General features: G+C 71.1%; 9 protein-coding genes. 4 read left to right on the forward strand and 5 right to left on the reverse strand.

The window, feature by feature from the left end:
• Positions 1-74 precede the first annotated feature (74 nt).
• The 4 genes from ACWEMY_RS16175 to ACWEMY_RS16190 all read right to left on the reverse strand — a co-directional run bounded on the left by ACWEMY_RS16175 (position 75) and on the right by ACWEMY_RS16190 (position 6,362).
• The gene (locus tag ACWEMY_RS16175; protein WP_452390647.1) at positions 75-4,337 is read right to left on the reverse strand and encodes an alpha-(1->3)-arabinofuranosyltransferase domain-containing protein; all 4,263 of its coding nucleotides are present in this window, start codon (positions 4,335-4,337) and stop codon (positions 75-77) included.
• Positions 4,338-4,416: 79 nt separating this feature from the next.
• Positions 4,417-4,587 carry a DUF2613 domain-containing protein gene (locus ACWEMY_RS16180; protein ID WP_022566695.1) on the reverse strand — a complete coding sequence of 57 codons (171 nt, stop codon included), beginning with the start codon at positions 4,585-4,587 and terminating at the stop codon, positions 4,417-4,419.
• Positions 4,588-4,653: 66 nt separating this feature from the next.
• Complete coding sequence (locus ACWEMY_RS16185) at positions 4,654-5,844, reverse strand: isochorismate synthase (protein WP_452390648.1); 1,191 nt, start codon at positions 5,842-5,844, stop codon at positions 4,654-4,656.
• A 47-nt stretch (positions 5,845-5,891) separates the two neighbouring features.
• Positions 5,892-6,362 (reverse strand): universal stress protein, encoded by a 471-nt coding sequence (locus ACWEMY_RS16190; protein WP_452390649.1) that lies wholly within the window; start codon positions 6,360-6,362, stop codon positions 5,892-5,894.
• A 124-nt stretch (positions 6,363-6,486) separates the two neighbouring features.
• On the opposite strand from ACWEMY_RS16190, the gene ACWEMY_RS16195 reads away from it, so the two are divergent.
• The 3 genes from ACWEMY_RS16195 to ACWEMY_RS16205 all read left to right on the forward strand — a co-directional run bounded on the left by ACWEMY_RS16195 (position 6,487) and on the right by ACWEMY_RS16205 (position 9,750).
• Positions 6,487-7,653 (forward strand): glycoside hydrolase family 3 N-terminal domain-containing protein, encoded by a 1,167-nt coding sequence (locus ACWEMY_RS16195; RefSeq protein ID WP_375931479.1) that lies wholly within the window; start codon positions 6,487-6,489, stop codon positions 7,651-7,653.
• 85 nt (positions 7,654-7,738) lie between these two features.
• Complete coding sequence (locus ACWEMY_RS16200; RefSeq protein ID WP_278261132.1) at positions 7,739-8,338, forward strand: TetR/AcrR family transcriptional regulator; 600 nt, start codon at positions 7,739-7,741, stop codon at positions 8,336-8,338.
• A gap of 77 nt (positions 8,339-8,415) precedes the next feature.
• Entirely contained in the window at positions 8,416-9,750 is a 1,335-nt protein-coding gene (locus ACWEMY_RS16205) for a DUF5685 family protein (protein WP_452390650.1), read from the forward strand.
• A gap of 7 nt (positions 9,751-9,757) precedes the next feature.
• Here the strand turns inward: ACWEMY_RS16205 and ACWEMY_RS16210 are convergent, their stop codons facing one another.
• Positions 9,758-11,608, reverse strand: a complete 1,851-nt coding sequence (locus tag ACWEMY_RS16210; RefSeq protein WP_452390651.1) for a VanW family protein — start codon at positions 11,606-11,608, stop codon at positions 9,758-9,760.
• A 308-nt stretch (positions 11,609-11,916) separates the two neighbouring features.
• Between ACWEMY_RS16210 and gnd the strand changes: the two genes are divergently transcribed.
• On the forward strand, positions 11,917-12,948 hold the full coding sequence (gnd, locus tag ACWEMY_RS16215; protein ID WP_375931469.1) for a phosphogluconate dehydrogenase (NAD(+)-dependent, decarboxylating): 1,032 nt from the start codon (positions 11,917-11,919) through the stop codon (positions 12,946-12,948).
• Positions 12,949-12,999 lie beyond the last annotated feature (51 nt).

The raw sequence follows: 12,999 nt of genomic DNA on the forward strand, positions 1-12,999 counted from the left end.
GACAGCGGCCCGTATCACCGCCGATCGGCGGGGTCGAGCTGTGGCCGAATCCCGGTGCGCTCGCTCGACTGCTGTCAGTCGCGGCGGCGGGGGAGTGCGGCGAGGCCGACCGCGATGACGGCAAGGACCGCCGGTGCCTGAGCCCAGATTGACCCGCCCATGTACGGCGTCCCGGAGCGCCAGGTCCCCGTCGACAACGCCGCCGCCGAGATCAGCGTGCCCACGCCCGCGATCCACGGCAGCGTCTCGGCCGTCATCCGGGGCCGGAAACGACTACACGCCAACCCGATCACCGTGAACGCCGCACCGATCGGCCCGCTGATGACCGCGATCGCACCGGTGAGTCCGACCGCGCCGACCCAGCGCACACCCCAGGTCGTCGGCGCGGGACCCTGATCGGGTAGCGGACGGCGACGCGGAATCGCGAGCAGCGCAAGAGGAATCAACAGCAGCAGGCCACCGAAGATCGATAGGCGATACCACCGGTCGGCCGGGAAGGAGACGGTGATCTCCCCGGTGGTTCCCTCCGGAATCAGCCAGCCCTGCTGCCACCCGTCGACGACCACCGGCGCCAGTTCGGCTCCCGATGCGGTCCGCGCCTCCCAACCCACATTGGTACTGAGCGGCAGCACCAGCAGTCGGGTGCCGGAGGAATCACCACCGGGAGGGGTGCTGTCCGGTGCGGTCTCTTCGCCGTCGGCGGGAACCGGTGAACCCGCCTGGTCCTGTTCGCCGATGGCGGGCGCACCCGGGTAAGGGTCGGTGCGGGTCAGGCGCAGGCGGTCGACCGTGAAGAGTTCGGTCGGGACCACGGTGAGGTCGGGATGTCCGGGCAGCAGTTCGATATCGGCGGCATCGGCCTCGCACGGACGCGCGGAAACCGTTGCGCCGGACCGGAGTTCGTCGGCAGTGGCGGTGATCGTCGTGTGCACCGCACGCCCGCCGACCGCGATCACCGGACCCTGCTCGCAGCCGATGGTGACCAGCCGGTCGCCGGGAGCGGGCGCCGGATAGTCGGGTCCGAGCACCTCGACCTCGGCGAGCCCCGGGGGCTGGGTGAGCACGAAGCCCAGCGCCGTGCGGTCGAGCACCTCACGCCAGGACCGGATGCTGATCTCCACCCGATCGGTCACCGTGGGATACAGCGAGATCCGTGCGGGCTCACCGTGTTCGCGGTCGGGCAGCTCGCGCACCTGCGGCCCGTTGCCGAGGTTGACCACCACGCTGGTGGCGGTGGCGGGCAGGCCGCCGAGGGCGGTGGTGATGTCGAGACCGGTGACCTCGGCGGGCTCCGGGAGTTCCAGTACCAGGGTCGGTTTGCCGCCGAGCGGTTCGCGCACAGTGGATTCCGGTGCGGTCCAGGTGGTCTTCGGATCGCCGTCGGTGGCCGCGAAGGCGGCGCCGCGCAGGTCGGCGACGTCGGCCTTGCCGCGCGCGACCGGGCGGGTGGGATCGGTGAGCAGGGCTTCGAGCGCGGGGCCGGGCCGGGTGCGCACGGTGAGATCGGTGCCGACGGTCAGTGGTTCCGGCACCGCCAGCGTGCGGGTGAACACGCCCGGTTCCTCGGCGGGCAGGCCGAGACCCTTGCTGCAGTGCACGCGGCCGGGGCCGTCGAAACAGTTGCTGCGCCCGGGGAATTCCTGTCCCAGATCCCAGCCGCTGGGCACCGTCCCGGCGGGGACGTCGGGCAGGACGATCCGGTGCCGGATGTCCACCCGCACCGGTGCCTCGCGGTTGGAGTAGTCGTCGAGCGTCAGTTCGCTGATGCCGAACTGTCCACCGGCGGTGCCGGTCTCGGTGCGCGCGGCGGTGATCATCACCCACTCGGTGGACCCCGCGGGCAGCGGAACCGCCACCGGCTCACCGGGTTCGGTGATCCGCGCCGACACGGTGCCGCGCGGCGTGCGCACCTCGACCCACTTCACCGGATCGCCCAGTGCCGCCGCGGTGGTGGTGAAGCGCAGCGAGCCGGAGGTGATCGGCTGGTCCAGGTCGAGCCGAATCCATTGCCCCAGTGCGGCTTCGGAGCCATTGCTGATCCAGGCCGTGCTCGGATCGCCGTCGACGGCCGCCGCGGTGGAACTGCCGGGCGCGGCGCCGCCGATCTGGGTGGCGTCGGCGGCCGAGCTCGACGCGGTCACCTTCGCGCCCGACCATTCGCCCTGCACCAGCCCGGCGCCCTCGACGGGATAGTCCGGAACGAGGTTGTGGGTGCGCCGGGCGTCGTCGGCGGCGCGGACCGCGGAGTTGTGGTTGTCGACGCGGCCGAAATCGGATTCGCGGTCCATCGGGGTATCGGTCAGCAGCACCGGGCGCGGCGGGAGTCCGGCGCGGCGGGCGTCGGCGTCGAGAATCACCGGCGCGGTGGGGTTCTCGTTGTCGCGCCGGACCCGTTCCAGCACCTCGGGCCCGCCCTTGACCACGGGCACCGTGTCGAGCGGCACGGTGTAGGCGCCGGGGAACGCCGGCGGTGCGCCGGTGCCGCTGCGCACCTCGACCGGGGTGCCGGGACCGGGCACCTCGACGCGGTAGATCTCGATCGCGGGATAGGGCGGCAGCAGATCGTTGTCGACCACCAGGCCCTCGTCGGCCGCGCGCGGGCCGATGGGCGCACCGAACTCGGCCACCTTCGTCAGCCCTGGTGAGCCCTCGATCGCGGCGTGCGCCAGCATCGGCCGGGTGGAGCGCGAGGTCTCGGGGTCGAGGTCGTTGCGCAGGACCAGCACGCCGATGCCCTGGTCGGCCAGGGTCGCGGCCAGCCCGGCGGACGGGCGTCCGTCGGCGATGAGCCGCTGCACGGAGTCCATCGCCCGGATGGTGCCCGGCGGGTTCAGCGGCACGGAATCCCGGACGGCCCAAGGGGTTTGCGCGAGCGCCTGGAGGGGTTCGTCGCGGGTGAGTCCCCAGATCTGGCTGCCGAAGGGCGCGCCGGGGACGATCAGCGCACGCGTGTCGGCGGCATTGTCGGCCAGCCACTGCGCGGTGTCGGTCCAGTATCGCGGCACCTCGTCGTAGGCGCCGCGCGGGGCGAGCCTGCCGGTCCAGGCCAGCGAGGTCGCCAGGGTGAGCGCGGCCAGGACCAGCGCGGCCACCGCGACGAGCCGGTCGCGCTCGGGATGGGCGAACGCGGTCAGCGACCGGCGCAGCGGCGCCGAGGCGGGCAGGGCCACCCGGCCGAGCAGATGGGCCAGGCCCAGCACCAGCGGCAGGCGGATCAACGGCTCGAGCTTGTGCACATTGCGCAGCGGTGCGCCGCCCGCGTCCAGGAAGACCCGCACCGATTCGGCGAACGGCCCGCCCATCGTGCCGACATACCCCGCGCAGATCCCCGCCAGCCCGACGCACAGGATCAGCACGATCCGCCCCCGGTACGGCATCGACTTGCGGGCCAGCCCCGCCATGCCCGCCGCCGCGAGCAGCCCGGTGGCCAGCACCGCGGCGGGCTGGGTCACCAGCACCGCGCCCGCGATGCGCTCCGGGGAGACGAACGGCGTCCAGCTGTCGGTGCCGCGCAGCACCTCGCTCAGCGACGCCCACTGCGTGGTCACCCCGGAGGACTCGATGTAGTCCAGGAACGGCGGACTCACCTTCCCCAGCAGCAGCAGCGGCACCACCCACCAGAAGGTCGCCAGCACCAGCAGCGGAATCCACGCCCGGGTGAACTTCCACCAGGCCCGATTCGGCCGGTACGAGGCCCACCACAGCGCCGCGGGCAGGAATGCCGCCACCGTCGCGACCGCGTTCACCGACCCCATCAACGCCAGCGCGAGTGCGCTACCAGCAGGAGAGAGGGCCCCGCCCCGCCGGATCGCGGGCACGTCGTCGCCACCCTGGCCGGTCGGCGGCGCGTCTCCGCCCGCCACGCCGCCGCGAGCGCGCCCACGCAGCGCCACCCCCAGCGCGGCGGGCGCGAGCAGCACCCACGGCGCCAGCATCATCGGCAGCGTCTCCGAGGAGATCGAACCGAGTGTCGTGAGCACCCGGGGCGACAGGGCGAAGGCGATACCCGCGATCACGCGTGACCCGCGCGCGCCGATGCCCAGCGTCTCGCACAGTTTGACGATGCCCCAGAAGCCCGCGAGCAGCAGCAGCGCCCACCAGACGCGCTGGGTCACCCAGGCGGGCACGTGCAGCAGATGTCCGGCGGAGAAGAAGGTGCCGTGCGGGAAGAAGTAGCCGTACGCCTGGTTCTGGACCTGGCCCATCGGGGCCTGGCTGTTCCACAGATGCGAGGCCCGCGCGAGGAAGCCGAGCGGGTTCTGCGCGAGATCGTATTTGGTGTCGGCGACGGTGAGGCCGGGCGCCTGCGCGAAGGTCAGTACGAAGGCGGCTACCACCGAGCCGACGAACCAGCGCCAGCCCAGTGGCGCCTTGTTCAGTTGCCCCGAACCGGGGCGCGACGCGCGGGCGTCGGCCTCAGCGGCTGCCGTATTCAGGGGCGTTGAGCAGCGAGGAATCCTTGTCACCGCTGCGGTCGATCGAGGGCGCCGTGTTCTGCTGCACCGCGGCCGTGATCGCGAAGACGGCGATTGCGCTCAGCAGGGCGCCGCCGACCGCGCTGGCAACAGCCGGAACAGCAAACTTCATCGCGCACTCCAATACGCTCGACGTCGGGCCTTTCTCCGGCCAACCTAGCAGGTGCGAGCCCGTTGGTCAGTCTTCGGGCAGGTGACAATCCAGCGCGCCGAGCAGGGTGCGGAGTTTGGCCGTGGTCTCGGCCAGCTCGGCCGCCGGATCGGAATCCGCGACGATCCCGCCGCCCGCGCTCGCCCGCAGGCCGCGCCCGTCGGCCGACAGCTCACCGCCGCGAATCGCCACCAGCCACTCGCCGTCGCCATCGGCCGCGCACCAGCCCACCGCGCCGCCGTAGAAACCGCGCCGCGGTTCGTCGGCGGTGATCGCGGCGAGCGCGTCGTCGAAGGGGGTGCCGTTGACGGCAGGCGTCGGATGCAGCAGCAGGGCCAGTTCGAGCGCGGTGGTCGACGGATCGCGCAGCACGCCGTGGATGGGAGTGGCCAGGTGCCACACCTGCTCGGTGCTCATCAGTTCCGGCGAGTCGGGGATGTGCAGTTCGGCGCACACCGGCGTCAGCTGCTGCCGGATCCACTCCACCACATACCCGTGCTCGTCACGATTCTTGCTGCTGGACAATAATTCTCGCGCCTGTGCCGCATCGTCTGCCGGATCGGCGAGCCGGGGCAGCGTCCCCGCCAGCGGGTGCAGAGACACCCGATCACCGTGCCGTTCGACCAGCACCTCGGGCGTCGCGCCGAGCAGCGTCTCCCCGGGCCGTCCGGCGGCGCTCAGATCCACGGAGTAGATATTCGCCCGCGGATGCGCGATGAGCAGATGCGCCGCAACGACTTCCGGCTCCAGCGAGGCCGCCGCCTCCACGAGCACCGAACGCGCCGCGACCACTTTCACCAGCGCGTCGTCCAGCGCGGCGAGCTGCTCGACGAGCTTGGTCACCCGGGCCACATGCTCTGCCTCACTGGGTATTTCGGTGACGACCCGCACGGCGGGCAACTCCGGCACCGCGGCGGGCCGCCAAGGTCCCGCGGTGTGTTCGACGGTCTCCGGCTGCCACAGCGCGGCGGGCTCGCGCGGATCGAAGGGCAACGCACCGACGATCACGCGCGGCGCTCGGTCCGCGCCGTCCGCTCCGCCATCGACGTGCGCCATCGCGTCGGCCCCGTCGGCCACCGTCGCCCCGGGCAGCACCGGATCGCCCAGCCCCTGCCACGAGCGCAGCGCCGCGACAGCCTGCCGGGGATCGGCGAAACTCGCCACCACCCCCGACGCACGCAGCACCGAGTCGGGTCGGGCGAGCAGGAACCGGTTCATGGTCCGTCGACCCTAGCGCCACCCACCGACGCGAACAGCGACCCAGCTCACTGCGGTGGCGGCGGCACCAGGAAGACCGGCCGGTGCCCGTGCTTGAGCACCGCCTCGGCCACGCTGCTGTGCAGCAGCGCCCGCAGCCCGCTCGCCCCGCGCGTCCCCGCGACGATCACGTCCACATCCAGCTCGTCGGCGCAGTCCACGATGGCGTTCCAGATGGTGGTGGTGCATTCGGCGGTGCGCGGTTCGGCGGCGATCCCGGCCAGTTTCGCCAGGTGCACGCCCTCGGCGTTGATCTTGCGCGCCTCGACGTAGGCGATGTCCTCGAGCTCCTCGTCGGGCACCCAGTCCGGCTGCATCACCCCGGCCAGCCCGGAGATCCGGGCGGCCTGCCGCACCATCGGTTCCCAGGCGGTGAGCAGGATCGCGCGCTCGGCGCTGAGGAAGCGGCCCGCGTACTCGATGGCCCGCTTGGCGTGTTCGGAACCGTCGTAGGCGATGAGCATCCGATCGCAAGCCATGACGACCTCCTGCGCAGGTCCGGCGTCTTTGGCACCAGATTACCCCGGTCGCGACCGGGCCAACCGCAAGCTGTTCTCAACCTGTTGCGATGCGATGCGGGCAACGCGGACTACCGTGGAGCTCATGCGGAAATCGCCTGTGGTCGTGTTCGCAGTCCTCGCCGCCGTCGCCACCGCCTGCTCGGGAGGGTCGTCCTCGGAGACGACGCCCGCGGCGAGCAGCGGCGCCCCGTCCTCGGCGGCTCCCGGCGAGGCGAGCCCGGTGGCTCCGGTCCCCAAGGACTGCGGCGCCGACTACCTCGCCCAGTTCAGCCAGCGCGAGAAGCTCGCCCAGTTGCTCACCGTCGGCATCACCGGCTCCGACGACGCCACCAACGTGGTGAGCACCGAGCAGGTGGGCGGCATCTTCGTCGGCAGCTGGACCGATCCGAGCCTGCTGGACAAGTCCCAGCTCGACGCGGTGAAGGCGCTGGCCAAGGTGCCGCTGATGGTCACCATCGACGAGGAGGGCGGCCGCGTCTCGCGCGCGGCCAACGTCATCGGCGCGATCCCGTCGGCCAGGGAGATCGCGCAGACCGATACGCCCGAGCAGTACTACCAGGACACCCTGGCCCGCTCGAAAGCCCTCAAAGACCTCGGTATCACCGTCAACTTCGCCCCCGATGTCGACGTGAGCAGCCAGCCCGACGACAGCGTCATCGGCGATCGTTCCTTCAGCGACGACCCCGAGGTGGTCACGAAGTTCGCCGACGCCTACATCCGCGCGTCCAACGAGGTCGGCCTCGGTTCGGTGATCAAGCACTTCCCGGGCCACGGTTCCGGCTCCGGCGATTCGCACACCGGCGCGGTCACCACCCCGCCGCTGTCGGAGCTGCAGGACAAGGACCTGGTGCCGTTCCGCAACCTGGTCGGTTCCGGTGCCGCCGTGATGGTCGGCCACCTCGACGTGCCCGGCCTGACCGATCCGGGCGTGCCCGCCAGCATCAGCCCGGCCGCCATGTCGCTGCTGCGTGAGGGCACCGGCTACGGCGCCGCGCCCTTCGACGGCCCGATCTTCACCGACGATCTGGGTGGCATGGCCGCCATCACCGCCCGGCTCTCGATCGAGGAAGCGGTCGAGGCCGCGCTGGTCGCGGGCGCCGACAATGCCCTGTGGATCAGCACCAGCGCGGTGCCGCAGGTGCTCGACCGTTTGGAACAGTCGGTGGCGAGTGGCAAACTGCCCGCCGACAAGGTCGACGCGTCGGTGCTGCGGATGGCGCGCTACAAAGGCGCATCGCTGCCCTGCTGAGCGGCGTGGCGACTGTGCGGCAAATGGGCACGGGTGAACTTACCTTGAAGTAAGATATACGTTCACCCTGCGGTAGGAGTAGTGGATGGCGGGCGGAACGAAGCGACTTCCCCGTGCGGTTCGTGAGCAGCAGATGCTCGACGCCGCGGTCGAGGTTTTCGCGCGCAAGGGCTTCCACGACACCTCGATGGACGCCATCGCGGCCGAGGCCAAGATCTCCAAACCCATGCTCTACCTGTACTACGGCTCCAAGGACGAGCTGTTCCGCGCCTGCATCCAGCGCGAGGGCCTGCGCTTCATCGAGGCCGTCGCGCCCGCGGGCAACCCGCAGCTGACCCCGCACGAGCAGGTCCGCACCGCGCTGGAGGGCTTCCTCGATTTCGTCGACCGCAACCGCCAGTCCTGGCAGGTGCTCTACCGTCAGGCAATCGGTCAGCAAGCTTTCGCCTCCGAGATCGACAATGCCCGCGAGCGCGTCATCGAGCTCACCGCCAAGCTGCTGGAATCCAGCGCCAAGCACGCCGAGCCCGGCACCAACTTCGAGGTGGTCGCCGCGGCCGTGATCGGCGCCGGCGAGGCCATCGCCGACCGGGTCGCCGGCGGCCGCATCGAGGTGGCCGAGGCGGTCGATCTGCTCGACGATCTGGCCTGGCGCGGTCTGGCCGGTCGCAAGAAGAACGACTAGCGCTTGCCAGAGTCCCGTCGGCCTGCGAATGTGCACGGCTAGAAGTTTCTCGACAGACGGGGTGGGAAGTGTTCGGCATGTTGAAGCCGTGCGCACATGGCGCGGCGAAGTACGGCATCGATCCGGGGCGGTGGCAGGCACACATGTGCGGGCTGTGTCTGGGCCTGCGCGACGGGCACGGCCAGCTGGCCCGCACCGCGACCAATACCGACGCCATCGTGCTGAGCGTGCTCACCGAAGCGCAATCCGCTGCCGCCGATACCCGCACCACGGCCGGACCCTGCCCCCTGCGCGGGATGCGCCGGGCCTCGGTCGTCTCCGCGAACGCCCCCGGCGTCCAGCTCGCCGCCACCGCGTCATTGCTGTTGGGAGCGGCCAAGATTCGCGACCACGCCGACGACGGTGACGCCGCCGCCCTCGCCCGCCGTCCCATGCGCCGAATGTCGAACGCGTGGACCGCGCACGCCCTGCGCGAAGCCGATCGGATCGGCCTCGACGCCCAACCCCTGTTGACCGCCATCGCCGACCAGCCCCGCCTCGAGGCGCTGGCAATGCGGACCGTGCTGGACCGGCACGCGGCCCAGCGGGCGGTGAGCTCCGGGCGGTCCCAGCTCGAGGTGCCGCGTACGGCCGCTGCTCGGACGGGGCTGGATGCTTCCGAACCGCGCGTGAACATGGGTGCGGCTGAGCCCGGCCCAACGCCCCAAGCTGGGCCGCGTGCCGACCTCGCACCGGTCACCCTCGATGATCTCACCGGCCCCACCCAGCTCTGCGCGGCCACCCTGTTCGGCCACACCGCCACCTTGGGGGGCCGCCCGGAAAACGTTGCCGCCCTTCAGGAAATCGGCCGCCACATCGGCCGCATCGCCCACCTGGCCGACGCCATCGAAGACCGCGAACGCGACCTCGCCCGCGGCCGCTTCAACCCCCTCGAAGCCACCGGCACCGACATGCCCCGCGCCTACCAGCTGGTGCGCGAGAGCGAGCGGATCATCCGCCGCACCGCCGCCGCCGCCGAACTCGACCAGCTGCCCACCGTGCGCTGGGCACTACTCGACCCGCTGACCGCCCTGCTGCGGCGCATCGGCACCGGCCTGGGGATCGCGGTGGGTCACGCCTGCCGCACTTCCGCCGCGGCCCAGCCGCATTCCGCACACCAGGCCCCGCAGCGGCCCGGCCCCACGCGCCCCGGACCGTTCAAGGCGGGCGGGGTCGTCCTCGGTTTGTACTGCACCGGTCTGGCCTGCTGCTTCGACCACACCAGCCCGTGCACCGGCGAGCAGAAGGACGCGTGGATAAAGCGCTGCGACTGCGGCAGTTGCTGCGACTGCGGCAGCGCGTGCGGCGACTGCTGCAGCTGCTGCGGTGACGACGGCTGCTGCGGCGACTGCGGATGCGATTGCTCCTGCTAGGAAATCCTCACTCGCACTTGACCACCGGGATCGGGTCGTACTTCACCGTGCGGGTGTGCCGCGACACCTGGGCGCCGGTCTTGCGATCGGTGATCACCCGGGTGTCGGAGATGGTGAAGCCCGGCGCGCCCTCGGTGGCGATGCAGTCCTTGCCCTTGGGCAGGGTGATCTCGTTGGGCTCGGTCGGCTTGGTCTTCTCGCCGGTGATCGACTCCACGTCAACGGTTTTCGTGCCCCACAGGCGCACGGTGATGTCGGAGCCGGTGGCCACCGTCTGGATATAGACGCCGGTCGCGTAGGTGTTGCGGAAGGCCAGGTCGATCGCGCCGTCGAACACGGTCGCCTCGCGCGCCGCCGGGTACCGCGAGATGTAGTAGCTGTGCTCGGTGTGCCCGCCGTCTTCCATCCCGGCGAAGTAGGCGGCGTTGTACAGCGTGGTGGCGAACTGGCTGATGCCGCCGCCGACGGCCGTACTCGGCCTGCCCTTGTCGATGATGCCCGACTCCACGTAGCCCTCGGCCGCGGTGCGCGGACCGGTGAACTCGTTGAGCGAGAACGTATCTCCCGGCTTCACCACCGCGCCGTCCACCTTGGCGGCGACGGTGCGGATGTTCACCCCGGACGGGCCGCTGAAGCCACCGGTGGTGAACTCGCCGATCATCTCGGTGATGCCCAGCCCCTCGGCGGCCTCGGTGGTGAGCTTGGGCTCGATGCGCTCGTAGACCGCCGCCACGGTGCGATCCCCGGACAGGCTCAGCAGCGAGGGCAGCTTCTCCAGTGTCTTGGCCCAGTCGACCTTCTCGCCCACCACCGCGGGCACCACGGTGGGCTTGCCCGCGCCCACGGTGAACGTGGCGTCCTTGGGTTCGATCTCGGAGGCCGCCAATTGCGGTGCGAGCGCGGCGATCACGGCGTCGTTGTCGATCTTCGGGGCCAGCCCGCCGTTGCCGTCGGGTACGAAGCTGAGCACGCTCGCGATCTGCACGGGCGAGAGCTCGGCCCGGATGTCCTTGCCGGACACGACGATCGGCGCGGCGATGGCCGGATTCGCGATCTGCGCCAGCGCCGCCTGCACTGCCTCGATGCGCACCGCGACCGGCGCCGCCACCACGGGCAGATCCAGGGCATTGCCCTCGGCCCAGTGCGTGGTGATCTCGGCGCGCGCGCCCTCGGTGTCGAGCACCCGGCCCGGCACGGGGGCGACCGCGACCGGCGTGCCGTTGTCGAAGCGCACGGTGCCCTCGACGGTCGGGTTGTCGTGGGTGCGGAACTGCGCGAGCTGCTCGTCGAGCGCGGCGGTGTCGACGGCGCTGGCCACCTGCACCTCGCGGCTGCCGAACAGTGACACCAGCCTGCTGACCGGATTGAGCGGCTGGTCGCCGACCGCGTCCCAGGTGCCGTCCCAGTCCACCTGCAGGCCCGCCGTGGCGGGCACCATGCTCGACTGCACGTCACCGATGCGCACCGCCAGCGGCTGTTCGGCGCGCGGGCCGAGCTGGTCGTGCAGCAGTGCGTCGGCCTCGGCCTTGTCCATCCCGCCGACATCCACTCCGGCGACGATGGTGCCGCGCGGCACCTCTCCGGCGCTGAAGGCCAGGTCGGCCAGGTAGGCGGCGGTTCCGAGGGCCAGCACCGCGCCCACCGCGATGCCGATCCGCTTGATCAGTTGCTGCTGGTCACCGGGCTGGGTGGGCGGCTGCGGCGCGCTCGACCAGCGGTCACGGGTGACAGTGCTCAGGGGCATGGTGGGCAGGGCGGTGGTGTCGGCATCGAAAGTGCGATTTGCTTCGAGCAACTTGCGTAGTCCGACCTCGCCCCTTCGGTCGGCCGGTTGCCCGGCGGTCGACTCGGTGGGCACGGAGGTCCTTCCGTCGAATTGTTCAGCTCCCGATGTTTGCGGGGCCCCGGCCAAGGGTAATGCGCGTCGGCATTCTCGGCAGCCCGGCGATCGGGGGCGGACGTACGAAGGCTCCGCGTAGTTGCCGGGTCGGGGGTCTGGCAACTACACGGAGCCGATCTGTTTATCGCGGCCCGGAGCGGGGCGTTACAGCCGTTTCCGGGGAATTTCCGGACGGTAGTGGACGGCCGCCAGCGACCGGCGGGTGCCCGCGCGCGACAATCGGGGGTGAGACTCGCCACCACGGACCGGACAACGAGGGAGAACTGATGCAGCTGGGAATGATCGGCCTCGGCCGGATGGGGGCCAATATCGTGCGCCGCATCGTGGCCGACGGGAACACCGCGGTGGGTCACGAGCGCCACCAGGGCCACATCGACGAGCTCTCCGAGGAGCTCGGCGACAGCTTCCAGGGCAGCACCGACCTGAAGGAGTTCGTCGGCATGCTCGACGCGCCCCGGGTGGTCTGGGTGATGATCCCCGCCGGCGCGACCGGCGCCGCGATCGACGAGCTGGCCGAGCTGCTCGAGCCGGGCGACATCATCATCGACGGCGGCAACAGCCGCTACCACGAGGACATCAAGCGCGCGAAGGCGCTGGCGCCCAAGGGGATTCACTACCTCGACATCGGCACCTCCGGTGGTGTGTTCGGCCTGAAGCGCGGCTTCTGCCTGATGATCGGTGGCGAGGCCGAGCAGGTGCGATACCTCGAGCCGCTGTTCCAGTCGATCGCCCCCGGTGTCGAGGCCGCGCCGCGCACCCCGGGCCGCACCGGCGAGCCGACCCCGTCCGAGCAGGGCTGGCTGCACTGCGGCCCGGCCGGTGCCGGTCATTTCGTGAAGATGGTGCACAACGGCATCGAGTACGGCGCGATGTCGGCCTACGCCGAGGGCCTCAACATCCTCCAGCACGCCAATATGGGCGCCGCGCACGGTGACGGCGAGCACTCCGCCGAGGAGACCCCGCTCGAGCACCCCGAGTACTACCAGTACGACCTGGACATCCCCGAGATCACCGAGGTGTGGCGGCGCGGCTCGGTGGTGGCGTCCTGGCTGCTCGATCTCACCGCGGGCGCCCTGTTCGCCGACCCCAACCTGGACTCGTTCAGCGGCCGGGTGTCCGATTCCGGCGAGGGTCGCTGGACCATCGACGCCGCCATCGACACCGCGGTCCCGGTCCCGGTGCTCTCGGCCGCGCTGTTCCAGCGCTTCTCCTCGCGCGGTGAGGCGCTCTACGCCGACAAGATGCTCTCGGCCATGCGCAAGGCCTTCGGCGGCCACAACGAGCTGCCGCAGAAGTAACCCCCTCGCGGACCGCGGCCTCCTGCCATCCGGCGGGAGGCCGCGAGCGCG

This window comes from Nocardia sp. NPDC004415, assembly GCF_053602435.1.